A 24268-nucleotide genomic window follows, 5' to 3' on the forward strand; every position below is an offset into this window, starting at 1 on the left:
ACGGCAAACGCCTGACGGCCCCTCAGAAGGGGCCGCCAGGGTGACAGCGGGTTACGTGTGCGGCACGCGCTCCGTGGGGATGACGCCCAGGCGGCCCGCCTGGTAGTCGTCGAAGGCCTCCTGCAGCTCCGCGCGGGTGTTCATGACGAACGGCCCGTAGTGCGCCATCGGTTCACGGATCGGACGGCCGCCCAGGAGCACGATCTCCAGGTCCGGCGTGTTCGAGTCCTGCTGCTCGTCCGCGCGGACGGTCAGCGAGGAGCCCTTGCCGAACACCGCGGTCTGGCCGGTGTGGACGGGGCGGCGGTCGGTGCCGACCGAGCCGCGTCCGGCCATCACGTACGCCAGGCCGTTGAAGTCCTCGCGCCAGGGGAGCGTGACCTCGGCGCCGGGGCGGACCGTCGCGTGGATCATCGTGATCGGGGTGTGCGTGATGCCCGGGCCGTCGTGGCCGTCGAGCGAACCCGCGATGACCCGCAGCAGCGCGCCGCCGTCGGGCGAGGCGAGGAGCTGGACCTCGCCGCCGCGGATGTCCTGGTAGCGCGGCGCCATCATCTTGTCGGCGGCCGGGAGGTTCACCCACAGCTGGAGGCCGTGGAAGAGCCCGCCCGAGACGACCAGCGACTCCGGCGGCGCCTCGATGTGCAGGAGCCCGGAGCCGGCGGTCATCCACTGGGTGTCGCCGTCGTTGATCGTGCCGCCGCCACCGTGGCTGTCCTGGTGGATGAAGGTGCCGTCGATCAGGTACGTGACGGTCTCGAAGCCGCGGTGGGGGTGCCAGGGCGTGCCCTTGGGCTCTCCCGGCGCGTACTCCACCTCGCCCATCTGGTCCATCATGATGAACGGGTCGAGGTGCTGGTAGTTGATCCCGGCGAAGGCACGGCGCACCGGGAAGCCCTCGCCCTCGAATCCGCCCGGCGCCGTGGTCACGGCAAGCACGGGGCGCGGTACGGAGCCCTCCGGTGCGGTCACACGCGGCAGGGTCAACGGGTTTTCGACGGTTACGGCAGGCATGGTGCCCTCCTTGGCGGGATGCTCAGCTCCCAAAGTAGTTGAACAGTGAACATCCCGCAAGTGGAGCGTTATTCCGAAGCTGTTCCGGGGCGCCCTACGGCAGCAGCGCCTCGTCCCGCGCCGAGCAGCCGTTGGCGCACCTCGGGTCCTCGGCGAGCACCGGCGGATCCACGTGCACCTCGCTGACCAGCGGGTCTCTGGGAAGGAGGCCGACCATCGTGTACGTGACCTCGTCGCCGGCCGCGATGTCCGCGGTGGTGTCCACGGGACCGCGCCCGGTCGCGTCCCCGCACCGGCTCGGCGCCTTCGCCGCGCAGGTCCACGGCAGGTCGGAGAGCGCGTCGGGGGCCTGCTGCACGATCTGGGAGCCGACCGCGTCCGAGGGGCCCTCGTTGCGTACGACGATCGTGTACGTCACCTTGCCGCCCGGCTCCAGCACCTTCGGCAGATGCTCGTGGCGCACGCTCAGCGCGGTGTGCACCGACCCGTCGGCCGAGGCCTCCGCCGTGCACTCCTTGAGGCAGTTGGCGTCCTCCGCGTCCCGCGGCGGCACGATCCGCGCGGTGCCCTTCAGCGGGCCGCCGCTGGAGGGAGCCACCGTCCCGGTCGCGGCGAAGGCCAGCTTGGCGCCGACCGGCAGGTCGATCTCCGTGTCCAGGTCCCCGCCGGGCACCTTCGGGCATGTCGCCCCGCCCATCGGCACACAGCTCCAGCGCACCTCGCTCAGCGGCGCCGGCAGCTGGGCCGTGAGGCGGGCGCCGCGCGCACGTCCCGGACCGTCGTTGCCCGCCGTCACGGTGTACGTCAGCTTCTCGCCCGCGACATACGGATCCGGAGCGACGTCCTCCTTGACCCAGAGCCCGGTGCGGGAGGCCACCTTCACCGCGTAGTCCGCCTTGTCGTTGCCGTGGTCGGCGTCGTCCGGGGTGGTCACGGCGGAGACCAGCGGCAGCTTCCCCACCGCATCGGGCGCCGCCTGGACCGGGATCACCACCGGCGGATACGACGCCCCCGGCTCCAGCGAGTCCGGCCCGGTGCCGGGCCGGGCGCAGGTCACCCGGGAGCCGTCCACCTTGCAGGTCCAGCCGCCGCCCGTCGCGCCGGTGGGCACGAGGCCCGGCGGCAGCGTGGTGCGCAGGGTGACGGGCTGGTCGCTGGGACCGGCCAACGGCTTGTTGTGGACGGTGAGTTCGAGCTTGCCGGTGCCCCCGGCCGTGAAGTCGCCCTCGGTGCGCGGGGTGACGTACAGGTCCGGCGGCAGTCCCTCGACCCGCACCCTGCGCACCTCGTGGTACGCCGTGGAGGCGCCGGTGGAGGCGGCGAAGCCGAGCTTGAAGGTGGGCGGCAGGGCGGGCTGGCCGGGGATCTTCCTCAGGTTCACCGGGCCGAGCAGACGCCGGTAGCCCTTGCCGTCGTGGTAGTCCATCTCGAGGGTGAGCATCATCGCGGTCGAGAGCCTGACGCGCACCGAACGCTGCGCGGGCCCCCGGGTCTTGGCCGCGCCCAGCGACAGGCTCTGCGGCAGCGACTTCGTACCGGTGATGTACGGCGATCCGATGCTGGTCGCACCGCGCAGCGCGACCGCGTTCCGCACCATGCCGGGGCCGCCCTTGCCGGCCCAGGCGGGGTTGGAGAAGTTCCCGAACTGGTCGAGGCCGATGCCGATGTAGCCGCCGACCAGGCCCTTGTAGCCGAGCGCCCCGCCGTACATCCCCTCACGCGTGGGGTGTGCGCTGCCGTCGATCAGGAAGAAGCTGATGCCGTCGGCGCCGCGGGCGGTCGTGGTGTCGTACTGGAAACTGTCGAAGGTCGCCTCCAGCCCCTCGGCCGTGGAGAACGGCCGGTCGAAGAAGGCGAAGCCGCCCTGGTGACCGGTCTTGTCGGTGATCCGCAGGGTGCCGTGGCCCGGCTTGTCCCTGGGGCCGCCGGGGCAGGCCTTCAGCGGGCCGGTCGCACCCTTGGCCGCGGTCAGGCAGGCGAACCCGGTGCCGGGCTTCCCGTAGCCAGAGATCCAGCGGCCGTCCGCGATCGACGCGTCGGTGAAGGTCTCCTCGACCAGCAGCGGGTTGGGCGGAGGGGCGGCGGCGCGGGCGGGCGCGGATGCGGCGAACGCGCCGGCGAGGCCCGCACAGGCCAGGGTGAGCGCGGTTGCCGCCGCGGTGAGACGTGCTCTCAAGCCGGACACCATCAATACCTCTCGTCACAGGGGTGGTCAGGGGGCCGGGGCCCGTACCGCGGGTGCGGTACGGGCCCCGGCAAGAGGGGGGTGCGGTCAGTGGACGGCGACCTGGTCACCGGCCGAGCAGCCCTCGGCGCAGCTGGTGTCGGTGACGCTGTCGGGCGGGGTGACACCCACCGAGTCGGTGATGATCGCGGGGGCGACCACTCCGGTCACCGTGTAGACGACCTGGCTGTTCGCGGCCACGTCGACGGTCTCGTCGATGTCGCCCTGGCCCTTGGCCGATCCGCAGGCGCTGCCCGCGGCGGCCTTGCAGGTCCAGCTGAACTTCCGCAGCTGCTCGGGCAGTTGGTCCTTGATCCTGGCGCCGATGGCGTCCGAGGGACCGCCGTTGGTCACGGTGATCGTCATGGTCAGCTGCTGTCCCGCGCTGTACGGGTCGGGGCGGTGCGTCTCGGTGACCGCGAGCGAGGTGACGGCCTGGCCCTCCAGCGTCGCGGAGTCCGAGCAGCCACCGTCGCACAGCTCGTCGACAGTGTCCGGCGGCGGCGAGACATGGGCCCGCGCGGTGATGGGGTCGGTGCTGTCGCCCGGGGTCGTGCCGGTGACGGTGAAGTCCTTCTCGCCGCCGGCCGGGACGTCCACGGGGAAGTTGAGCTTGCCGTCGGGGTCGGCCGTGCCGCAGGTCTTGCCGTCGGCGGTCCTGCAGACCGCACCGGCCAGGTACTTCGGCAGCTGTACGGAGAGCGGGGCGCCCTTGGCGTCCGAGGGGCCCTCGTTGCCGACGGCGATCGCGAAGGCGACGTCCGCGCCTGCCGTGTAGGTGTCCGGGTTGCCCGCGACGGCGATGGACAGGCCCGTCTGCGGCTTCACCGGGATCGGGGTCTTGTCCTCGTCGTTCTTCGGGTTCTTGTCGTCCGGGGTGGAGACGTCGCCCTCGGTGGGGACGTCACCGGACGCGTCCGGCGCGGCCTGCAGCGGGATGTCGACCGGAGGGTAGGAGGCGCCGGGCGGCAGCGAGTCGCCGCCGGTCCCGGGGCGGGTGCAGTCGACATCGGTGTCGGTGTACGTACAGTCCCAGCCGTCTCCGGACGCGTCGGTCGGGGTGAGACCGTCGCCGAAGTGCCGGTGGAAGGTGACGGGCTGGTCGGAGGGGCCGGCGTTCGGGTCGTTGGAGACCGTGTAGTGGATGGTGCCGGTGCCGCCCGCGACGATGTCGCCGTCGGTGGTGCGCTTGATGGAGAGGTCGGGGCCGAGGGTGTCGACGTCCACGTTGGCGATCTCGTGGACGGCGGTGTTGTCGCCGGTCCCCGCCGCGAAGCCGATCTTCAGCGTCTCGGGCAGCGCGGGCTGTCCCTTGACGCTGTCGATGTCGACCTTGTTGACCAGGGTCACGTACCCCTTGCCGTCCCCGAAGTCGACGGCGATGCTGAACCGGCCCGAGGGCGTCAGGTCGGCCTTGACCTTGCGGATCGCCTTGGAGCGGGACTTCGCCCCGTCGACGGCGATGGGCCTGGGCATCTTCTTGGTGTGGATCCAGGGGTTCTTGGCACTGGTCGCGCCGCGCACCGTGACCGAGTTGGGGGTGCGTCCCGGGCCGCCGGGGGCCTTGGACTTCCCCGGGTCGGCCATGTTCCCCCACTGGTCGAGGGTGACGCCGATGTAGCCGCCCTCGATGCCGACGTAGCCGTTGCCGCCGCCGACGTTCCCGGAGTCCTTGGGCGAGACGGAGCCGTCGAGGAGGAAGACGGTGATGCCGTCGGCGCCGCCGCCGACCGGCTTGCCCTTCTTCTTGCCCGTCTTGAACGTGCCGCCGGTGGTGGTGCCGTACTGGTACGCGTCGAAGGTCGCCGAAACGCCCTGGTGGGACGGGAAGGCGGTGTTGAGGACGGCGAACCCGCTCTGGCCGCGCGCGCTGCCCGTCAGCCGCAGAGCGCCCCGGCCCGCCTTGTCGATCGCCTTGCCGCCCTTGCACGCCTTCAGCGGGCCCTGTGTGCCGGAGGCCGCGGTGAGGCAGGCGAAGCCGGTGCGGTCCTTGGCGCCGCCCTTGGAGTTGCTGAACCACTTGCCTTCCGGCACCGTCACGCCGCTGAACGCCTCGTCCACCAGTGGGGCGTTGTCGGCGGCGGCCGGCGAGGCCGGGATGCCGGTGAACGCGGCGAGGGCGAGCGCGAGGGTGGATCCCCAGCTCAGAGCCCTGTCCGTGATGCAGCGCGTACGCGCCATGACGCCTCTCCTTGACCCTGCGTAGTCGATTGATCACATTAAGTGACTACGAACAGGGCGAAGGGAAGGAGCCGCGCCGGTCAGCCGTACATACGGCGCATCGCGAAGTCGACCATCTGCTCGACGGCCTTCGCGTCGAAGACCATCCGGTGCTCGCCCTCCATGTCCAGGACGAAGCCGTACCCGGTGGGCAGCAGGTCGATGACCTCGGCGCCGGTGATCACGAAGTACTTGGACTCCTTGCCGGCGTACCGACGGAGCTCCTTCAGCGAGGTGAACATGGGGATCACCGGCTGCTGGGTGTTGTGCAGGGCCAGGAATCCGGGGTTGTCACCGCGCGGGCAGTAGACCTTCGAGGTCGCGAAGATCTGCTGGAAGTCCTCGGCGGCGAGAGAACCCGTGGTGAAGGCCCGTACGGCGTCGGCCAGGGACGGCGGGGACGGCTCGGGGTACAGCGGCTGCTCGCCGTAGCCGGGCTGCGGCGGCTGCTGCTGCGGCTGGGCGTACTGCTGGTGCTGCTGAGCGCCCGGGGTCTGGTCGTAGCCGTACATGAGCGCAAGAGTAGTGCGCCACATATGGGCCTTGCGGGGTTGCGTCTTATTACTCGCGGGTAGCATCATCGTAGCTACTAACCGGTATTGGTCATAGGTATGCGTTACGAGAGGGCCGTTGCCATGGGGCACTACAAGTCGAATCTCCGCGACATCGAGTTCAACCTGTTCGAGGTGCTCGGTCGCGACAGTACGTACGGCAGCGGCCCGTTCGCCGAGATGGACGTCGAGACCGCCAAGTCGATCCTCGACGAGATCGGCCGTCTCGCCGAGAAGGACTTCGCCGACTCCTTCGCGGACGCCGACCGCAACCCGCCGGTCTTCGACCCGGAGACCAACACCGCGCCGGTCCCCGCGGCCTTCAAGAAGAGCTACCAGACCTTCATGGACTCCGAGTACTGGCGGCTCGGCCTGCCCGAGGAGATCGGCGGCACGACCTCCCCGCGCTCGCTGATCTGGGCCTTCGCGGAGCTGATCCTCGGCTCGAACCCGGCGATCTGGATGTACTCCTCGGGTCCGGCCTTCGCCGGGATCCTCTACGAGGAGGGCAACGACGTACAGAAGAAGATCGCCGAGATCGCTGTGGAGAAGCAGTGGGGCTCGACGATGGTGCTCACCGAGCCCGACGCGGGCTCGGACGTCGGCGCCGGCCGGACGAAGGCCGTGCAGCAGGACGACGGCTCCTGGCACATCGAGGGTGTGAAGCGCTTCATCACCTCGGGCGAGCACGACATGTCCGAGAACATCATTCACTACGTGCTCGCACGCCCCGAGGGTGCGGGACCGGGGACGAAGGGGCTCTCCCTCTTCATGGTCCCGAAGTTCCACTTCGACTTCGAGACCGGTGAGCTGGGCGAGCGCAACGGCGTCTACGCGACCAACGTCGAGCACAAGATGGGGCTGAAGGCCTCCAACACCTGCGAGATGACCTTCGGCGACCAGAGCCCGGCCGTCGGCTGGCTGGTCGGCGACAAGCACGAGGGCATCCGGCAGATGTTCCGGATCATCGAGTTCGCCCGGATGATGGTCGGCACGAAGGCCATCGCGACGCTCTCGACGGGGTACCTGAACGCGCTGGAGTACGCCAAGGAGCGCGTCCAGGGTCCCGACCTCGCCGAGTTCATGGACAAGGCCGCCCCGAAGGTGACGATCACTCACCACCCGGACGTACGGCGCTCGTTGATGACGCAGAAGGCGTACGCCGAGGGCATGCGCTCGCTGGTGCTCTACACCGCCACGGTCCAGGACGCGATCCAGGAGAAGGAGGCCGCGGGCGAGGACGCGAAGGCGCTGCACGGGCTGAATGACCTGCTGCTGCCGATCGTGAAGGGCTACGGCTCGGAGAAGTCCTACGAGCAGCTGGCGCAGTCCCTGCAGACCTTCGGCGGGTCGGGCTATCTGCAGGAGTACCCGATCGAGCAGTACATCCGCGACGCCAAGATCGACACCCTCTACGAGGGCACGACCGCCATCCAGGGCCAGGACTTCTTCTTCCGGAAGATCGTCCGTGACCAGGGTGCGTCGCTGAACATGCTGTCGGAGGAGATCAAGAAGTTCCTCGCGGTCGGCACCGGCGGCGAGGAGCTGGGCGAGGCGCGTGAGCAGCTCGCCAAGGCGGCCGTGGACCTGGAGGCGATCGTCGGCACGATGATCACCGACCTGACCGCGACCGGCGAGGACGTCAAGAACATCTACAAGGTGGGCCTCAACACGACCCGCCTGCTGATGGCCTCGGGCGACGTCGTCGTCTCGTACCTGCTGCTCAAGGGTGCGGCCGTGGCCGCCGAGGCGCTGCCGACGGCCTCCCCGAAGGACGTCCCCTTCTACCAGGGCAAGATCGCGGCCGCGAAGTTCTTCGCCGCGAACGTGCTGCCGGGCGTCGGCAGCGCGCGTGCGCTGGCCGAGACGGTCGACAACTCCCTGATGGAGCTGGACGAAGCCGCCTTCTAGTCCTGCGGGACCACACACTGCGGCCCGCCCCCGGTGACCGGGGGCGGGCCGCAGTGCACAGGCCATGGCTGGGGGCTGTCGGCGGTCGTAGTTAGGCTGGAGTTCATGAGCACTGCTATCCGCTTCGACCGCGGTCACACCGACGACCTGATGTCCTTCCTGGCGGCCAGCCCGTCGCCGTACCACGCAGTGGCGAACGCGGCCGAGCGGCTGGAGAAGGCCGGCTTCCGTCAGGTCGCCGAGACCGACGCGTGGGACGCCTCCACGGGCGGGAAGTACGTGCTGCGCGGCGGCGCGATCGTCGCCTGGTACGTCCCCGAGGGCGCCGAGGCGCACACCCCCTTCCGGATCGTCGGAGCCCACACCGACTCCCCCAACCTGCGCGTGAAGCCGCTGCCCGACATGGGCACCGAGGGCTGGCGGCAGGTGGCCGTGGAGATCTACGGCGGGACGCTGCTCAACACCTGGCTCGACCGCGACCTCGGCCTCTCCGGCCGCCTCACCCTGCGCGACGGATCGCACCGCCTCGTCCTCATCGACCGCGCGCTGCTGCGCGTGCCGCAGCTCTCCGTCCACCTGGACCGCTCGGCCAACACCGACGGCCTCAAGCTCGACAAGCAGCGCCACATGCAGCCCATCTGGGGCCTGGGCGACGTGCACGAGGGCGACCTCATCGCCTACGTCGCGCAGGAGGCTGGCGTCGCCGCCGCGGACGTGACCGGCTGGGACCTGATGGTCCACTCGATCGAGGCGCCGTCGTACCTCGGCCGCGACCAGGAGCTCGTCGCCGGGCCGCGTATGGACAACCTCCTCTCCGTGCACGCGTGCACGGCCGCGCTGGCCGCCGTGGCCGGCGAGAAGCTCGACCACATCCCGGTGTTCGCCGCCTTCGACCACGAGGAGAACGGCTCGCAGTCCGACACCGGCGCCGACGGCCCGCTGCTCGGCACGGTCCTGGAGCGCTCCGTCCTCGCCCGCGGCGGCAGCTTCGAGGACAAGGCCCGCGCCTTCGCCGGCACCGTCTGTCTGTCGTCCGACACCGGCCACGCCGTGCACCCCAACTACAGCGAGCGCCACGACCCCACGCACCACCCGCGTGCCAACGGCGGACCGATCCTCAAGGTCAACGTGAACATGCGGTACGCGACCGACGGCAGCGGCCGGGCCGTCTTCGCCGAGGCCTGCGAGAAGGCCGGGGTGCCGATGCAGCACTTCGTCTCCAACAACGCGATGCCGTGCGGGACGACCATTGGTCCGATCACCGCCGCGCGCCACGGGATCAAGACCGTCGACATCGGCGTCGCGATCCTCTCCATGCACAGCGCGCGCGAGCTGTGCGGGGCCGACGACCCGTACCTGCTGGCCAACGCACTGGTGGCGTTCCTGGAGGGCTGACTGTGCCTGTTTTAACAACGCCGCTGGGTTGATTGGTTGTTGTGGCTGCGGGTACCCGCAGCCGTAGCCCGCTACAGCCAATCAACCCTGGAGGCGATTCGCATGGGCCTGGGAGGCTGCATTCTCCTGGTCACGGTCGGCGCGATCCTGACCTTCGCCACGGACTGGAAGGTCCAGAGCGTCAATCTCGACGTGGTCGGACTGATCATGATGCTGGTCGGATTCATCGGCATCTGCGTCTACACGAGCGTGCTGCGCCGCCGCCGTCCGCCGGTCGCCACGCAGTCCACGCTGATCGAGGAGGAGCGTCGGCACGGCCTGTGACCCCCGCGTATCCTCGATCTCCGGGGAACAGGGGATCAAAGAGGAGTCATCGGTGGAGTTCCGGCTGCTGGGTTCGGTCGCCGTGGCGACCGAGAACGGTGACATACCCCTCGGGCCCGCCAAACGCTCCAGCCTCCTCGCGATGCTCCTGCTGCGGCCCAACACGGCGGTGAAGGTCGAGCAGTTGACCGCCGCCCTCTGGGAGGACGAGCCGCCGACCCACTCGAAGACCGTTCTGCAGGGCCACGTCTCGCGCCTCCGCGCACTGCTCGCCGAGCACGGCGCGGAGGCGTACGGGGTCGAACTCGCCACCCAGGGCTCCGCGTACATCCTGCGCATGCCCGAATCGCTGGTCGACGCCCACCGCTTCGAGGAGCTCGTCGCGCTCGCCCGGGTGCAGCGCCAGCCCGCCGACGCCGTTCAGATGCTGCGCGAGGCGCTCTCCGTCTGGCAGGGGCCCGCGCTCACCGGCACCGTGCAGAGCCGGCCACTGGAGGCCGCGGCGAACGGTCTCGAGGAGCTGCGGCTGGCTTCCGTGGAAGCCCTCGCCGCCGCGTACGGGCAGCTCGGCGAGCATGCGCGGGCCGCCGCCGTGCTCCGTACGGAATCCGTCACGCATCCGCTGCGCGAGTCCCTGGCGGCAGCCCTGATGCTGGCGCTCGGGCGGTCGGGGCGGCAGTCGGACGCCATGGACTGGTACCACCGCACCCGGCGCCTCCTCGCCGAGGAGCTCGGGGTCGACCCGGGCGAGACACTCAGCGAGGCGTACGCGACGATCCTGCGCGCCGCCGAACCGGCCACGGAGAAGCGCCCGGCCCCCGCCGCCGAGGCCCCCGTCCCCGAACTGCTGCCCCGCCCGCCGCGCGGCTTCACCGGGCGCGGAGACGAACTGGCCGTCCTGGCACGGGCGGTGGCGGGCGGGGACGCGCCCGTCGCTCTGGTCACCGGACCCGCCGGGGTCGGCAAGTCCGCGTTCGCCGTGCACTGGGCGCACGAGCGGCGCGCCGACTTCCCCGACGGGCGTCTCTTCGCCGACCTGCGCGGCTTCAGCGAGACGCAGGAGCCCGAATCGGCCGCCGTACTGCGGGAGTTCCTCGTCGCGCTCGGCACCCCGGCCCAGCGGATCCCGGAGCACGCCGACGCGATGGGCGCGCTCTTCCGCTCGCTCACCGCGGACCGCAGGCTCCTCGTCGTACTCGACAACGCCCGCTCCTCGGAGCAGGTGCGCCCGCTGCTGCCCGGCGGCGACCACTGCGCGACGCTGATCACCAGCCGCGACCGGCTCGGCGGGCTCATCGCCTCCGACGCGGCCCGTCCGGTGCCGCTCGGGCACCTTCCGGCGGCCGATGCCACCCGGCTCCTCGCCGCCGTACTGGGCGAGGAGCGCGTCGCCGCCGAGCCTGCCGCGGCCCTGCAGCTGGCCGCGCTCTGCGACGGGCTGCCGCTCGCGCTGCGCGTGACCGCGGCCCGGCTGGCCGAGCGTCCGCAGTGGACGCTGGAGGCGATGGCCGGTGAACTGGCATGCGAACAGGGCAGGTTGGCGCTCCTGGACATCGAGGACACCGGGGTCTCGGCGGCCCTGGGCCTCACCGTGCAGCAGCTGCCCGAGTCCGCCGCCCGGATGTTCCGCGCGATCGGACTGCACACCGGGCCCGACCTGGACCGGTTCGCGGCGGGCGCACTCGCCGGGACCTCCCCCGCGCAGGCCTCCGCCGCCCTGGACCGCCTCGCCGCCGCGCATCTGCTCACCGAGTCGGTGCCCGGCCGCTGGACGCCGCACGATCTCGTACGCCTCTACGCCCGCTCCCTCGCGCCGCAGGCCGACCCCGAGGGCCTCCCGCGCCTCCTCGACCACTACCTGCACACCGGTCTCGCGGCCGACGCCGCCGCCGAACCCGGCTCCCAGCCCTGCTGCACGCTGCCCGCCGACGCCCGACGGCCCGCCGCGACAAGGGAGTTCGAGGACCGGTCGGCCGCGCTCGCCTGGTACGAGGCCGAACGAGCGGCGTTGGAAGGAGCAGTCGCCGCAGCCGTCTCCCTCGGCCTGCACGACCGGGCCTGGCGGCTCGCCCTGCTGCAGTGGCCGCTGATCCTGTGGCGCATCCGCGACGGCTGGACGCCGCTCCTGAGCACCGGGCTCGACTCGGCCGTGCAGGAGGGCGACGCGGACGCGCAGTCGCGGGCGCGGGCGCTGCTGGGGTGGGTGCTGCACGAGGAGGGCAGGGACGCGGAAGCCCTCGTACATCTGGAGCAGGCACCGGAGTTGGCCGCGCAGGCGGGCGATGTGGTCAGTGAGGCCGTCGCGTACGTCAATCTCGCGGTCGTCCTGGACGGCACGGGCGAACACGAGCGCGCCGGGCTGCTGATGTCGCACGCGGTCTCGCTCGCGGTACAGACGGGGCATCCGGCGACGCAGGTGCTGACGCTGCAGCATCTGGCGCGGCACTGTCTGAAGACGCAGGCGTACGAGGCGGCGCTCACGCATGTTCTTCGCGCGGATGAACTCCTGCCGCCCGACGCGGTGATCGGTCAGGTCCAGCTGAGGATCGCGCGCGGGCAGGCGCTGGCCGGTGTCGGACGGCCGGAAGAGGCCGCTGACCAGCTGAGACAGGCGATACGGGGAGCCGAGTCGGCCGGTTTCACCGAGGGTGTGGCGGAGGCCACAGACCTGCTGTCGCGGCTGCCAGCGGATCGTTAGCGGAACGCAAGCGGGACGGCAGCGCGGCCCCAGAAGCTGTAGTCAACACCGAAAACGTGCACTGACCGCAGTCGAAAACGGGGAGAACCACCGTGCGTACCTACCGCAAGAACACCGTCCTGGCCGTCGCCGCCGTCGCCGCCCTCTCGCTCGGCCTGACCGCCTGCGGCGGCAGCGACTCCGGCACCAAGGACGCGGGCAGCGCGACCGCCTCACAGACCGCCACCACGAACGACGGCGCGTCGAAGCAGACTTCGGGCGGTACGGACGACACCTCGACCGGCAAGGCGGCGGACCAGGCCTCGTCGAAGAGCAAGGGCTCGACGACGGGCGGCACCACCGGCGGCGGCACGACCTCGACGGCGAAGACCCCCGAGTGCCAGGTCGGCGCCCTCACGTACTCGACCGAGCACAAGAACGCGGGCAAGCAGGGCGACCACATCCTGATCACGGCGACCAACAACACCGGCTCCTCCTGCACCCTGCAGAAGTTCCCGATCATCACCCCGGGCGCCGCCAACGGCGACGTACCGCACTCGAAGAAGGACTCGCAGCCCGCGCAGCCGCTGACCCTGAAGGCGGGCAGCCACGTCTACGCGGCGCTGGAGCTCTTCCCCGAGGGCACGAGCGACCTGAGCTTCAGCTCGATCCGCATGTCGCTCTACATGAACAACGTGGACGACTCGGCGAAGCTCGTCACCCTCAACACCGGCAAGGCGTACTACGCCGACTCCGCCGACGGCATCGAGGTCTACTCCTGGAACCCGGTCAAGCCCTTCGACTTCTGATCCCGCCCGGGATCAGCCGTCCATCCCGGCCAGCACCAGCGGCAGCCGTGTCACCCCGTCCGCACTCACGCGGACGGGGACGCCCCAGTCCTGCTGGTGCATGTGGCAGGCCGGGTACTCGTTCTCCGGGTCGTCGTCGCAGGACGCGGCCATCGCGGAGACGTGCAGAACGCCCTCGGTGATGTCGGGGTTGAGCTCCAGGGTGCGGGCGAGGTCGGTGTCCGTACCCTCGCCCGCGAGCAGCAGCTCCGGCGGGGTCGAGGAGACGAGCAGCCGGGTCGAGGGGCCGTAGCGGGTGTCGAGCTTCTGCCCGGCGGGCGCCTGGAAGATGACGTCCAACTCCAGCTTCCCCGGGGCGACATCGGTCGCCGCGCGCTGGGTGCGGTGGGCGACGGATTCGACCCGTACCGCCTCCTCGGGCAGCCGCAGCCGGGTCAGCCGGTGGCGCGCGGACTCCACGACCACGATGTCGTCGCCGACGAGGACCGCGTCGGACGGCTCCCTCAAGTCCGTTGCGAGCGTGGTGACTTCACCTGTCGCGGGGTCGAAGCGCCGCAGCGCGTGGTTGTACGTGTCCGAGACCGCGACCGAGCCGTCGGGCAGCGCCGTGACACCCAGCGGGTGCTGGAGCAGCGCCTGGTCGGCCGCCCCGTCCCGGTGCCCGAAGTCGAAGAGGCCCTTGCCGACGGCTGTGTGCACGGCCCCGTCCAGATCGACGAAGCGCAGCGAGGACGTCTCGGAGTCGGCGACCCAGAGCCGGTCCTCGGTCGCCTCGAGACCGGAGGGCTGGGCGAACCAGGCCTCGGCGCCGGGCCCGTCGACCAGCCCCTCGTTCGTCGTCCCGGCCGCGACCTCGACGGTCCCGCTCTCGGGGTCGTACGTCCACAACTGGTGCACGCCGGCCATCGCGATCCACAGCCGCCCGCCGAACCAGGCGACGTCCCAGGGCGAGGAGAGCGCGACGTCCAGGGCGGGCCCGGAGGTGGGCGCCCCCTGCCACCACTGCTTGCCGGTGCCCGCGACGAGCGCGATGTCGCCGGTGGCCGGGTCGTAGGTGCGGATGGCGTGGTTCACGGTGTCGGCGACGGCGATCTTCCCGTCGGGCAGCAGCGCGAGCCCCTGCGGCTCGTTGAAGACCCCTTCGCCGCCGATGCGCCGTACGACGGTCTCCCCGTCGGCGGCCATCTCGACGAGCTGGTGCCGGGTCGAGTCGGAGATCAGGAAGTTCCCGTTCTCAAGGAGCAGCGCCTTGCCGGGAAACCGCAGATCGGTGGCGACGGGCTCGGGCGCGACGTACGGCCCGTCGCCCCGCCGCAGCGTCCCCTTCGCCCCGTGCTCGGCCTCCAGCTCCTCGACGAGCTTCTCGATGGCGTGCGCATGCCCCTCGCCGGCGTGCTGCGCGACGACGTACCCCTCGGGGTCGACGACGACGAGCGTGGGCCAGGCGCGGACCGCGTACTGCTTCCAGGTGGTGAGCTCGGGGTCGTCGAGGACCGGGTGGTGCACGTTGTAGCGCTCGACCGCGTCGACAACCGCGGCGTGCTCGGCCTCGTGCACGAACTTCGGGGAGTGGACGCCGATGATCACGACGGTGTCGCTGTGCTTCTGCTCCAGCTCGCGCAGCTCGTCGAGGACGTGCAGGCAGTTGATGCAGCAGAAGGTCCAGAAGTCGAGGATGACGATGCGTCCGCGCAGGTCGGCGAGGGTGTAGCTCTTGTCCCCGGTGTTCAGCCAGCCACCCTTGCCGACGAGCTCGGGGGCGCGGACACGGGTACGGCGGGGGGCGGGAGTCACATCGTTCATGCTTCAAGCTTGCCACTAGCCCGGAACGGTCGTGCGTCTGGTGCGAACCGCCCCCCAGGGGGTAGGCCTGCCCCTATGAAATTCCTCGTGCGCGACAAGATCTTCGACATCGGTGACGACTACTGGATCGAAGACCAGAACGGTGACAAGGCCTTCTTCGTCGACGGCAAGGTCATGCGGATCCGGGACACCCTGGAGATCAAGGACCGGTCGGGGCGGTCCCTGATCACCATCAAGGAGAAGATGCTCTCCATCCGGGACGCGATGACCCTCGAACGGGACGACGAGGAGCTCGCGACCATCCGGAAGAAGAAGTTCTCGCTGCTGCGCGACCACTACCGCGTGAAGCTCAACGAGGGCACCGAGCTCGACGTCAGCGGGAAGATCTTCGACCGTGAGTTCAAGATCGAGTACGACGACGAGCTGCTGGCCCTCGTCTCGCGCAAGTGGTTCCGGGTCCGCGAGACGTACGCCGTGGACGTGGTCCGGGAGGACGCGGACATCGCGCTGATGATCGCCGTCGCGGTCTGCGTGATCCACATGGCGGAGAAGGAGGACGGGCGCGTCGGCCACGGCGAGGGCTGAGTGCCGGGGCTGACCCGGATGGCACCCACCACGTGCGCTTCACTCTGCGCAATGCTCCGATTACGGACAGTGGCCGACTCATCGGCCGATCCCGTATTGGAAGGAGTGGGTGGCCATGAGCAAGCGAAACGCATGGCGCACCACGGGTCTGCGTGCCGTCACGGCCGCTGGACTCGCACTGGCGACGGCCATCACGGCCGCAGGCGCCGCGCATTCTGCTTCGGCACCCATCACAGGCCCTGACAGCGGCGACTGGGGCACAGTCGTCGAAACCCCCGACGGCATCCAGTCCAACGCCTGGGTGGCCCGCGTCCAGGGCATCGGCAAGGTCGTCGACGCACGGCTCTTCGAGTCGGCCTACCCCGCCACCCCGACCGCCCCGGCGGACCAGGCGGGCGGCAACGGCCTCATCAACCTGACCGTCGGCGGTGTCGGCCTCGGCAAGGCATCCGCCCTGTTCTCCCGCTCCCTCGGCAATGCTCTCCCGGCGACGATTTCGGGCAAGGAGACGGTGCCCGCCCCGGGCGTCGCCTACGCGGACGCCGGCGGCGCCTCGGTCGACGTCGGCATCCCGTACGTCGACAGCCCGACCGGCGGCACCCAGCTGTCCGCCATCGGCGTCCACGTCGACGCCATCCGGATCCACGCGATGTCCCGCCCGGGCAAGGCCCTGGAACTGGACGGCGGCGCCGCGCGCGGCTACATCTCGGTGCTCGGCAACCGGATCATCGACATCCCGTCGCTGTGGCCGGTCAACTTCGGCGCCCGCATCCCCGCCGACTACAGCCAGTCCCCGTTCGCCCTGGCCAGCACCAACGAGCAGGTGACGACGGACAACAAGGGCGTCCCGACCCTCGGCAAGGACGGGCACTACCAGTACGACCCGAAGGCGACCAGCGGTTACGTGACCGCCATCCACGCCAGCGTCCTCGGCCCGGAGGTGGCCGACGTCACCGTCGGACACGCCGCCGTCATCCGCGACCCCGCGAAGACGGACATGCTCGCTCCGAAGGTGCCCAAGCTGCCGACCTGGCTCGACAGCATCTTCGAGCCCAGGCCGTAACCGCCTGAACCCGCAGCACTTCCCGGCCGTGCCGCCGCGTCCGCACGTGCGCGTCGGCGCGGCCGGGAACCCCCGCCCCCGGTCCCCTCGAAGGGCACCCCCATGCCGTTTTCGCTCCACCGCCCCTCCGCACGCCCCCTGGCCCTGGCGCTGGCCTCGGCCGCTCTCGTACTGACAGGACCGTCGTTCGCGGCCGCCGCCGAGCCGCCGCCTTTCCCGCCGCCCGGCGGGATCGAGACGACGGAGGAGGGCCTGCCGAAGGCCCCGGTCGAGGAGAAGACCCCCGACCAGTCCGACGGCCCCGCCTCCGGCGTCGAAAAGATCGTCCACGGCGCGTTCGACATCGCCGACGAGGCCTGGAAGTTCGCCTGGTCCTGGGTCCCGCACCGGTAACACGCAGCTCTCGCCCCGATCTCTCCGCACGAGGAGCACCTCTGCCATGGCCGTACTGATCCCCGGCGCCGCCCGGATCGCACCACTCGTCGCGGCGGCTTTCCTCGCGGCGGTCCCCACCGCCGCCGCCACTCCGGTCACCGCGTACGACGGCGACGAGCCGGGCAGCGCTGCCGCCCTCGGCTGGGGGACCGTCGTCCAGACCACCGAGTCCGGGCAGGCGGACGCCTGGCTGCTGCGGATCCTGGACCGCAACCGCAAGGCCGACATCCGCCTCGGCGAGGCGCACTACCCCGAACTGCCCGAGGCAGCGCAGGAGTTGAAGGCTGCGGACGACAGCCAGCTGGAAATGACGTCGGGGAGCGAGGACTTCGGTTACGTCGCCCGCGTCCGCACCACCACCCTGCCCACCGCGGGCGGCGGCGCCCGCGCACGCTCGCAGGCGGGCGAGGTCGCGTTCGGGCTGCCGTACGTGAAGAACCCCAAGGGCGGGGTCGCCCTGTCCCCGTTCGGGCTGATGCTGCAGGACGTCACCGCGAGCGCCACCGCGCGCCCCGGCCTGCCCGTCGCGCTCAGGGCGTCCGTCAAGGACGGCTATCTGTCCGCCGACGGCAAGCGGCTGCACACCTTCGCCAAGGGCAAGCCCGTGCCGGTCAATCACGGCATGCGCGTACCGGCCGACCGCCGCAAGGCGCCGTGGCTGCTGGTGACGCTCAACGAGCAGATCACCACCGACAGCCGCGGCGTGCCGACCTTCGACCCGACCGGCCGCTACCGGCCCGACCCGGCAGCGGCCAGCGGCTATGTGAACGCCGTGCATGTGACCGTCCTCGGCACCGAGCCGGTGGACCTGACGGTCGGCCATGCGGCGGCCCTGGGGCGGTAGCGCCCCGGATGGGTGCCCCGACGTGCGAAGGTCGCACAGTGTAGCGAATGTATGACTATCAGTGGCCGAATGTCGTGGCCGCTGCCGTCTCCCCACCGTACGAATGGAAAGAGAGGGTGGTCATGGCTTCATGGCGCACCTCAAGGGCGAACGCCCTGCTGACGGCCGGTCTCGCTCTCACGGCTGTGACGGCTGTCGCGACGCCGGCGACCGCGAACGCGCCGGTCGGTGCCGACGACTGGGGCACCGTCGTCGACACGACCGACTGCCTGCAGGCTGACGCCTGGGTGGCCCGGGTGAAGGGCCTCGGCAGCATCCTCGACACCGCGCTGTTCGAGTCGCACTACCCGTCCACCCCGAAGGCGCCGACGCAGCAGGCCGGCGGCAACAAGCTGGTGGACCTGGCTCCGGGCGGCATCGGCATCGGCAAGGTCTCCGCGCTGTACAGCCGGGCGATGGGGCACAGCCACCCGAACACCGTCTCGGGCGGCACGGCGATCCCGGCACGCGGTGAGGCCTACGCGGACGCCGGTGGCGCCGCGGTGGACGTCGGCGTCCCGTACGTACAGAACCCGCTCGGCGGCACCCAGCTCTCGCCGCTCGGTGTGCACGTCGAGGGCATCACGGTCTCCGCGTACAGCAAGCCCGGCAAGGCAGTTGCCTTCACCGGCGGCGCGGCCCGCGGCTACATCTCGGTCGCCGGCGCCAGGATCATCGAGATCCCGCCGATCTGGGCGACCAACCTGGGTGTGCGCATCCCGGAGGACTACAGCAAGCCGCCGCTGGCCACCGCCACCACCAACGAACAGGTGACGACGGACAGCAAGGGCATGCCGACCCTGGGCCCCGACGGTCACTACAAGTTCGACCCGAAGGCCACGAGCGGCTACGTCACCGGCATCCACGCCAGCGTGCTGGGCACCGAGGTCGCCGATGTGACCGTGGCGCACGCGGCCGTCATCCGGGACGCGGCGCGCACGGACAAGTTCGCGCTGACGACCAAGGCCTCGGCCGTACGATCGGGCGCTCCGGCGAAGTCGGTCAACTGCACGCCGTTCGCCCCGCCGGCCCAGGTCGTCGGCGCGTTCCGCAACGCCGGCCGGACCGCCTGCTGGTAGCCGCGGCCTGATGGTCCCCCGATGCCGTACGCCGAACGGGCGTACGGCATCGGGCGTTTCGCGGGTGCTGCGGTCCGGGGCCCGCCGCGCGGGCAACTGTGGGTGGTGCCACTGCCCCGCCCGAAGGAGGACCGCCGGTGCCCGCCCGCCGCCGTCACCACGCCCCCACCGCCCTTGCCGCGCTCGCCGTTCTGGCTTTCGCCGCCGCCGGCTGCTCAGATCCCGACCCGCAGAACATTCCGAAAGTGACCGGGGCGTTCGGCACCCGTCCGACCGTCCAGATCCCCTCGTTCCCACCTCCCAAGGGCGCCCGGATGAAGGTCCTCAAGGACGGCGACGGGGCCGAGACGAAGAAGGGCCAGGTCGTCGTCGCGCAGGTGGACATGCGGGTGTGGGAGCAGAACAGGCCCCTGATGGACACCTACCGCCTCGACCAGCCGACCACCGCGGTCCTGGACGGCGAGCACGTCTCGCGCACCTGGGACCAGGCGCTGCTCGGCCGGAAGGCGGGCAGCCGTGTCCTGCTGGTCACCCCGGCCACGCACGGTTTCGGGCCCGGCGGCATGGCGCCGGCCCAGGTCTCGCCGAGCGACCACATGGTGCTCGTCTTCGACGTGATCGGCGGATACGACCCCAAGCAGCAGGTATCGGGAGAGCAGCGGCCCGCTGCCGGGGACTCGAAGAAGGGCGAGCAGAACGGGCCCTCCGTGACGGTCACCACGGGCGAGGAGCCGAAGCTCTCCGACTGGGGCGCCGCACCGCGCACGCTGGGGACGCGGACGCTGGTCGCCGGGCAGGGCGGGAAGATCGCCGACGGGGACACGGTGGTCCTGCAGTACACCGGCTTCGAGTGGGGCAAGCCGACGTCGTTCAGCTCGACGTACCTCAGGAGCGGGCCGAACGGCTTCGTGGTGCACGGCGGCGACTCGATGCTGCCGGGCTGGTACGACGGCCTCAAGGGGCAGCGGGTCGGCAGCCGGGTGCTGCTCACGGTGCCGGACGACCAGAGCCCGCACTTCAAGATGACCAAGGGCGGGGTGGCGGCGCCGCCCGGGAAGGCGGCCGCGTACGTCTTCGACATCCTCGACCGGCGCTGAACCCGTACGAACCGAGAGGCCCCCGGGAGCAGTTGCTCCCGGGGGCCTCCGTGTCACAGGGTGCGGTGACTACTGGCAGACGCTGCGGATCCAGCCGCCGCAGGAGATGTCCGCGTTCGGGTCGTCGACGACCACGAAGGTGTCGGTGACCTTGTTGTCGCTGTTCGGGTCACCGGCCGTACCGACCGAAGTGGTGCCCTCCAGCTGGCCGTTGGCCTTGCCGTCGACGTCGGTCACGACCTTGATCGGCGGGTAGCTCTTGCCCGGCTGCAGGGCGTCGGCCCCGGTGCCGGGGCGCGAGCAGGTGACCGTCTGGCCGTTGACCGAGCACTTCCAGCCGTCGCCGGAGGCCGACTTCGGGGTGACACCGGCCGGGAAGGTCCGGGTCACGGTGACCTCGTCGCGCGTCGGACCCGCGGTGGGCGCGTCGCTGACGGTGATGCCGAAGGTGGCGGGGTTGCCCGCGACGACCTTGCCCTCGGGCTTGACCTCGACCGAGAGGCTCGGGTCCTTGACCGGGGCCGGCTTGACCGTGGTCGTGTCCTTGACCGGGGTGCCCGGGTTGCCGCCGGCGGACGCCGTGGTGGTACCGGTCAGGTCGCCCTTGGCGCCCTCGTCGACCTTGGTGCCGATGGAGATCGGCGGGTAGCCGGAGCCGGCGTTGAGCGCGTCGGCGCCGGTGCCCGGGCGGGTGCAGGTGACCGTCTGGCCCGCGATGTCGCAGGTCCAGCCGTCACCGACAGCGGTGACGGGGGTGATGCCCGCGGGGAACGTACGGACGACCTTGACCTCGCCGTTGGTGACACCGGCGTCCGGCTTGTTGGTGACGTCGACCTGGTACGTGGCGTTCTGGCCGCCGACGACCTCGCCGACCGGCTTCGCCGTGACGACGAGGCTCGGGTCCTTGGCCGGGCTGACCGTGATCAGGTCGGTCGACGGGGTCTGCTGCTTTCCGTCGGCGTCGCTCACGGAGGAGGTGACGGGGACGTCGCCCTTGATGGACGCGTCGGTCTTGGTGGTCACCTTGACCGGCGGGTAGCTCTTGGCCGGCTGCAGGGCGTCGGCCCCGGTGCCGGGCCGCTTGCAGGTGACCGTCTGGCCGACGACCGTGCACTTCCAGCCGTCGCCGGAGGCGGCGGTGGGCGTGATGCCCTTCGGGAAGGTCTGGACGGTGGTGACCTCTTCGGCCGTGGGTCCGGCCGTCGGGTCGTTGTCCGTCGTCATCGTGAACGTGGCGTCCTGGCCCGCGACGACCGGACCGTCCGCGACGGTCTTGGTGGACAGCTTCGGGTCGAGGGATTCGACCTTCGCGTTCCAGATCTCGTGGATCTCGTTGTAGTCGCCGGTGCCGCTGGCGAGCCCGATACGGAGCGAACTCGGCATCTTGGGCTGGTTCTTGATGGTGTTGAGATCGAAGCTATCGATCTTGTTCTCCATGCCGTCGCCGTCATGGAAGTCGATGGCGACGGAGAGGCGGCCGGCCGTGGACAGCTCGACCCGGACGGTACGGACGGCCTCTTGGCGCGAGCCCGCCGACGCCACGTCGAGGGAGCGCTTCGACGGGTAGTTCGAGATGTACGGGTTCTTCACCGAGGTGGCGCCACGGACCGTGATCGAGTTGGGGGCACGGTCGCCCGACTCGTTGCCGCCGTCGCCGAAGCCCTTGGTGATGAAGTTGCCGTACGTGTCGAGGCCGATGCCCAGGTAGCCGCCGGTGATGCCGGTGTAGCCGAGGCCGCCGCCGAACTTGCCGGCGGTCTTGGGCATGGAGGCCGCACCGTCGAGCAGCATGATGGCGATGCCGTCCGCGGGCTTCACGCTCTTGGAGGCGTACTCCGCGAAGTCGGCCGTGAGCCGCAGACCCGCGTTGGCCGGGACGGCGTTCTGCGAGACGACGAAGCCGTTCTGGTTCTTCTTGTTCCCCGTCAGCCGCAGGGCGCCCTTGCCCGCGGCGTCGCCCACGGCACCGCCGGGGCAGGCCTTGAGCGGGCCGCTGTCGCCGGCCGCGGCGGTCAGACAGGCCCAGCCCGACGGGTCGTCGGCGCCTTCGGAGGAGCTGAACCATTTCGAACCGTCGACCGAGGCGCCGCTGAAGGCCTCGTTGCCCAGCTCACGTGCCGAGGCCGCCTGCGGTGCCACGAGGCCGAGGCCCACGGCTGCCGCGGTAACAAGGCCGAGCGGGGCGGAGAGGCGAGACATGCGTCTCGCCCTTCGCCGACTGTGTCCGGTGTCCGTCATTGGGTGCCTCTCTCGGGCGCGCCACGCCCTGCCACAGGTCCGATGATTACGCTGCGTACGTACGCAGATGCGCACGGTGACAACTTTTCGATCATCAGAACACCGGGCAGGGGCATCCGCGATCCGCGGAGACCAAGAGGGTGAAGGACCCCGGGAACGGCTCAGCGGCGGGGCGTACCCAGACCGAGAAGACGGTCCTTGAGGGCCGGGAACTCCTCCCTGGTGGCGGCCGGTCGCGTGGGGTCGAGGTCGACGGTCAGCACCTCTTCGCCCGAGCCCGCCTCGGCGAGCACCTCGCCCCAGGGGTCGACGACGACGGAGTGGCCGGCCTGCTCGACCCCGGCGTGCGTACCCGCGGTGCCGCAGGCCAGGACGTACGCCTGGTTCTCGACGGCGCGGGCGCGGGCGAGCAGCGACCAGTGGGCGCGGCGGCGCTCGGGCCAGCCGGCCGGGATCACGAGCATCTCGGCTCCCGCGTCGGTGAGGCCGCGGAAGAGCTCGGGGAAGCGCAGGTCGTAGCAGGTGGCCACGCCCAGGGTGGTCTCCGGCAGCCGTACGGTGACCAGTTCCTCGCCCGCGGCCATCAGGACGGCCTCGCCGCGGTCGAATCCGAAGCGGTGGATCTTCCGGTACGTGCGGGCGAGTTCACCGTCGGGGGAGAAGACGAGCGAGGTGTTGTAGAGGGGCCCGTCCGGGTCTCGTTCGACGATCGAGCCGGCGTGGAGCCAGACTCCGGCGTCGGACGCCGCCTTGGCCATCGCCTCGTACGTCGGACCTTCGAGGGGCTCGGCCTCGTCGGCGAACGTCTCGAAGGCGAAGGCGCCCACGGGCCAGAGCTCCGGGAGGACGACGAGGTCGGCGGCCGACTGCTCCCGTACCAGTGAAGCAACGCGCTGCCTACGGGAATTGGGAGATTCGTCCGGGTTTACGTCGATCTGGATGAGAGAGGCGCGCACACTACCACCGTCCTGGCATTCGAGCCGTCAACACAGGCCTACGATCGTCACACGAAAGCACTGCCGGGGTGCCGTTGGGCAGCGTACTGTGCCGTTCTGGGGGAGGCCCCCAGACCCCCGCAAACGCCGTTCAAGACACCCAGCCCGCGTACCGCAGAACACCGCTCCGAGGGGTCCCGTTGACCGTCCACCCAAGCCTCCAGCCCTACGCCGACGCCTGGACCCACTCCATCGAAGCGATATCCGAGCTGGTGGGACCGCTCGTAGAGGGCGAGTGGAACCGCGCGACCCCCTGCCCCGGCTGGTCGGTGCGCGACCTCGTCTCGCACATCATCGGGGTCGAGTGCGAGCAGCTCGGCGACCCGCGCCCCATCCACACCCTGCCGCGCGACCTCTACCACGTGAAGACCGAGCACCAGCGGTACATGGAGATGCAGGTCGACGTGCGCCGCCACCACACGGGGCCCGAGATGACCGCGGACCTCGAGTACACGATCATCCGCCGCCAGCGGCAGCTGCGGAACGAGAACCGCCAGCCCGAGACCAAGGTCCGCGCCCCGCTCGGCGCGGAGACCACCCTCGAACTCGCCCTGCGGATGCGGGCGTTCGACGTCTGGGTGCACGAGCAGGACCTGCGCACGGCGCTGAACCAGCCCGGCAACCTCGACTCCCCCGGCGCCTACGTCGCCCGCGACAACTTCCTGGCCGTGCTGCCGAAGGTGGTCGCCAAGGACGCGGGCGCGCCCCCGAATTCGGCGATCGTCTTCGACATCCACGGCCCGGTCGAGTTCATGCGGACGGTACGCATCGACGCGGAGGGCCGCGGCACGGTCGACGGCGCCCCCTCGCTGGGACCGCTCGCCACGATCGTCATGGACTGGGAGACCTACTTCCGCCTCGCCACGGGCCGGGTGCGGGCCGCGGCGGTCGCGGACCGGATCAAGGCCGAGGGCGACCAGGACCTGGCCGCGGCCATCCTGCGCGAGTTCGCGGTCACGCCCTGA

Annotated in this window: 19 protein-coding genes; 12 read left to right on the forward strand and 7 right to left on the reverse strand. The window is 70.8% G+C overall.

Annotated features, from left to right (window positions below; translation table 11 throughout):
• Nucleotides 1-51 precede the first annotated feature (51 nt).
• The 4 genes from OG707_RS19085 to OG707_RS19100 form a co-directional block, all read right to left on the reverse strand.
• The gene (locus OG707_RS19085; RefSeq protein ID WP_329119863.1) at nucleotides 52-1014 is read right to left on the reverse strand and encodes a pirin family protein; all 963 of its coding nucleotides are present in this window, start codon (nucleotides 1012-1014) and stop codon (nucleotides 52-54) included.
• Between the two features lie 94 nt (nucleotides 1015-1108).
• Nucleotides 1109-3190, reverse strand: coding sequence for a lectin-like domain-containing protein (locus OG707_RS19090; protein ID WP_329119865.1), 2082 nt, complete (start codon nucleotides 3188-3190; stop codon nucleotides 1109-1111).
• Nucleotides 3191-3286: 96 nt separating this feature from the next.
• A complete protein-coding gene (locus OG707_RS19095) occupies nucleotides 3287-5419 on the reverse strand; it encodes a hypothetical protein (protein WP_329119867.1) in 2133 nt (710 codons plus the stop codon).
• A gap of 80 nt (nucleotides 5420-5499) precedes the next feature.
• Nucleotides 5500-5970, reverse strand: a complete 471-nt coding sequence (locus OG707_RS19100) for an SseB family protein (protein WP_329119870.1) — start codon at nucleotides 5968-5970, stop codon at nucleotides 5500-5502.
• 123 nt (nucleotides 5971-6093) lie between these two features.
• Here OG707_RS19100 and OG707_RS19105 point away from each other — a divergent pair, with 123 nt between their 5' ends.
• The 5 genes from OG707_RS19105 (at nucleotide 6094) to OG707_RS19125 (ending at nucleotide 13125) form a co-directional block, all read left to right on the forward strand.
• A complete protein-coding gene (locus tag OG707_RS19105) occupies nucleotides 6094-7920 on the forward strand; it encodes an acyl-CoA dehydrogenase (protein ID WP_329119872.1) in 1827 nt (608 codons plus the stop codon).
• A 105-nt stretch (nucleotides 7921-8025) separates the two neighbouring features.
• Nucleotides 8026-9315 carry a M18 family aminopeptidase gene (locus OG707_RS19110; protein ID WP_329119874.1) on the forward strand — a complete coding sequence of 430 codons (1290 nt, stop codon included), beginning with the start codon at nucleotides 8026-8028 and terminating at the stop codon, nucleotides 9313-9315.
• Nucleotides 9316-9417: 102 nt separating this feature from the next.
• Nucleotides 9418-9639: a DUF6458 family protein gene (locus tag OG707_RS19115; RefSeq protein ID WP_329119876.1), complete on the forward strand. Its 222-nt coding sequence runs from the start codon at nucleotides 9418-9420 to the stop codon at nucleotides 9637-9639.
• Between the two features lie 52 nt (nucleotides 9640-9691).
• On the forward strand, nucleotides 9692-12337 hold the full coding sequence (locus OG707_RS19120; protein WP_329119878.1) for an AfsR/SARP family transcriptional regulator: 2646 nt from the start codon (nucleotides 9692-9694) through the stop codon (nucleotides 12335-12337).
• 92 nt (nucleotides 12338-12429) lie between these two features.
• Nucleotides 12430-13125: a DUF4232 domain-containing protein gene (locus tag OG707_RS19125; protein WP_329119881.1), complete on the forward strand. Its 696-nt coding sequence runs from the start codon at nucleotides 12430-12432 to the stop codon at nucleotides 13123-13125.
• A 12-nt stretch (nucleotides 13126-13137) separates the two neighbouring features.
• On the opposite strand, the gene OG707_RS19130 is transcribed toward OG707_RS19125, so the two are convergent.
• Nucleotides 13138-14928, reverse strand: a complete 1791-nt coding sequence (locus OG707_RS19130) for an NHL domain-containing thioredoxin family protein (RefSeq protein WP_329119883.1) — start codon at nucleotides 14926-14928, stop codon at nucleotides 13138-13140.
• A gap of 75 nt (nucleotides 14929-15003) precedes the next feature.
• Between OG707_RS19130 and OG707_RS19135 the strand changes: the two genes are divergently transcribed.
• The 6 genes from OG707_RS19135 to OG707_RS19160 all read left to right on the forward strand — a co-directional run bounded on the left by OG707_RS19135 (nucleotide 15004) and on the right by OG707_RS19160 (nucleotide 20070).
• Nucleotides 15004-15513: an LURP-one-related/scramblase family protein gene (locus tag OG707_RS19135; protein WP_329119884.1), complete on the forward strand. Its 510-nt coding sequence runs from the start codon at nucleotides 15004-15006 to the stop codon at nucleotides 15511-15513.
• 115 nt (nucleotides 15514-15628) lie between these two features.
• Nucleotides 15629-16576, forward strand: coding sequence for a hypothetical protein (locus tag OG707_RS19140; RefSeq protein WP_329119887.1), 948 nt, complete (start codon nucleotides 15629-15631; stop codon nucleotides 16574-16576).
• A gap of 102 nt (nucleotides 16577-16678) precedes the next feature.
• Nucleotides 16679-16969, forward strand: a complete 291-nt coding sequence (locus tag OG707_RS19145) for a hypothetical protein (RefSeq protein WP_329119889.1) — start codon at nucleotides 16679-16681, stop codon at nucleotides 16967-16969.
• 46 nt (nucleotides 16970-17015) lie between these two features.
• The gene (locus OG707_RS19150) at nucleotides 17016-17855 is read left to right on the forward strand and encodes a hypothetical protein (protein ID WP_329119890.1); all 840 of its coding nucleotides are present in this window, start codon (nucleotides 17016-17018) and stop codon (nucleotides 17853-17855) included.
• A 122-nt stretch (nucleotides 17856-17977) separates the two neighbouring features.
• Complete coding sequence (locus OG707_RS19155; protein WP_329119891.1) at nucleotides 17978-18973, forward strand: hypothetical protein; 996 nt, start codon at nucleotides 17978-17980, stop codon at nucleotides 18971-18973.
• 137 nt (nucleotides 18974-19110) lie between these two features.
• A complete protein-coding gene (locus OG707_RS19160; protein WP_329119892.1) occupies nucleotides 19111-20070 on the forward strand; it encodes an FKBP-type peptidyl-prolyl cis-trans isomerase in 960 nt (319 codons plus the stop codon).
• Between the two features lie 69 nt (nucleotides 20071-20139).
• Here the strand turns inward: OG707_RS19160 and OG707_RS19165 are convergent, their stop codons facing one another.
• Nucleotides 20140-22269 (reverse strand): lectin-like domain-containing protein, encoded by a 2130-nt coding sequence (locus tag OG707_RS19165; protein WP_329119893.1) that lies wholly within the window; start codon nucleotides 22267-22269, stop codon nucleotides 20140-20142.
• A 200-nt stretch (nucleotides 22270-22469) separates the two neighbouring features.
• The gene (locus OG707_RS19170; protein WP_329119894.1) at nucleotides 22470-23264 is read right to left on the reverse strand and encodes a carbon-nitrogen family hydrolase; all 795 of its coding nucleotides are present in this window, start codon (nucleotides 23262-23264) and stop codon (nucleotides 22470-22472) included.
• 179 nt (nucleotides 23265-23443) lie between these two features.
• On the opposite strand from OG707_RS19170, the gene OG707_RS19175 reads away from it, so the two are divergent.
• Nucleotides 23444-24268: a maleylpyruvate isomerase family mycothiol-dependent enzyme gene (locus tag OG707_RS19175; protein ID WP_329119896.1), complete on the forward strand. Its 825-nt coding sequence runs from the start codon at nucleotides 23444-23446 to the stop codon at nucleotides 24266-24268.

It is taken from the genome of Streptomyces sp. NBC_01465 (genome assembly GCF_036227325.1).
Taxonomy (GTDB): domain Bacteria; phylum Actinomycetota; class Actinomycetes; order Streptomycetales; family Streptomycetaceae; genus Streptomyces.

What these genes read in the sequence shown, in the direction of transcription:
- OG707_RS19085 (WP_329119863.1), bottom strand. Translation starts at nt 1,014, where the DNA reads ATGCCTGCCGTAACCGTCGAAAACCCGTTGACCCTGCCGCGTGTGACC.
- OG707_RS19095 (WP_329119867.1), bottom strand. Translation starts at nt 5,419, where the DNA reads ATGGCGCGTACGCGCTGCATCACGGACAGGGCTCTGAGCTGGGGATCC.
- OG707_RS19100 (WP_329119870.1), bottom strand. Translation starts at nt 5,970, where the DNA reads ATGTACGGCTACGACCAGACCCCGGGCGCTCAGCAGCACCAGCAGTAC.
- OG707_RS19105 (WP_329119872.1), top strand. Translation starts at nt 6,094, where the DNA reads ATGGGGCACTACAAGTCGAATCTCCGCGACATCGAGTTCAACCTGTTC.
- OG707_RS19110 (WP_329119874.1), top strand. Translation starts at nt 8,026, where the DNA reads ATGAGCACTGCTATCCGCTTCGACCGCGGTCACACCGACGACCTGATG.
- OG707_RS19115 (WP_329119876.1), top strand. Translation starts at nt 9,418, where the DNA reads ATGGGCCTGGGAGGCTGCATTCTCCTGGTCACGGTCGGCGCGATCCTG.
- OG707_RS19130 (WP_329119883.1), bottom strand. Translation starts at nt 14,928, where the DNA reads ATGAACGATGTGACTCCCGCCCCCCGCCGTACCCGTGTCCGCGCCCCC.
- OG707_RS19135 (WP_329119884.1), top strand. Translation starts at nt 15,004, where the DNA reads ATGAAATTCCTCGTGCGCGACAAGATCTTCGACATCGGTGACGACTAC.
- OG707_RS19140 (WP_329119887.1), top strand. Translation starts at nt 15,629, where the DNA reads ATGAGCAAGCGAAACGCATGGCGCACCACGGGTCTGCGTGCCGTCACG.
- OG707_RS19145 (WP_329119889.1), top strand. Translation starts at nt 16,679, where the DNA reads ATGCCGTTTTCGCTCCACCGCCCCTCCGCACGCCCCCTGGCCCTGGCG.
- OG707_RS19150 (WP_329119890.1), top strand. Translation starts at nt 17,016, where the DNA reads ATGGCCGTACTGATCCCCGGCGCCGCCCGGATCGCACCACTCGTCGCG.
- OG707_RS19155 (WP_329119891.1), top strand. Translation starts at nt 17,978, where the DNA reads ATGGCTTCATGGCGCACCTCAAGGGCGAACGCCCTGCTGACGGCCGGT.
- OG707_RS19165 (WP_329119893.1), bottom strand. Translation starts at nt 22,269, where the DNA reads ATGTCTCGCCTCTCCGCCCCGCTCGGCCTTGTTACCGCGGCAGCCGTG.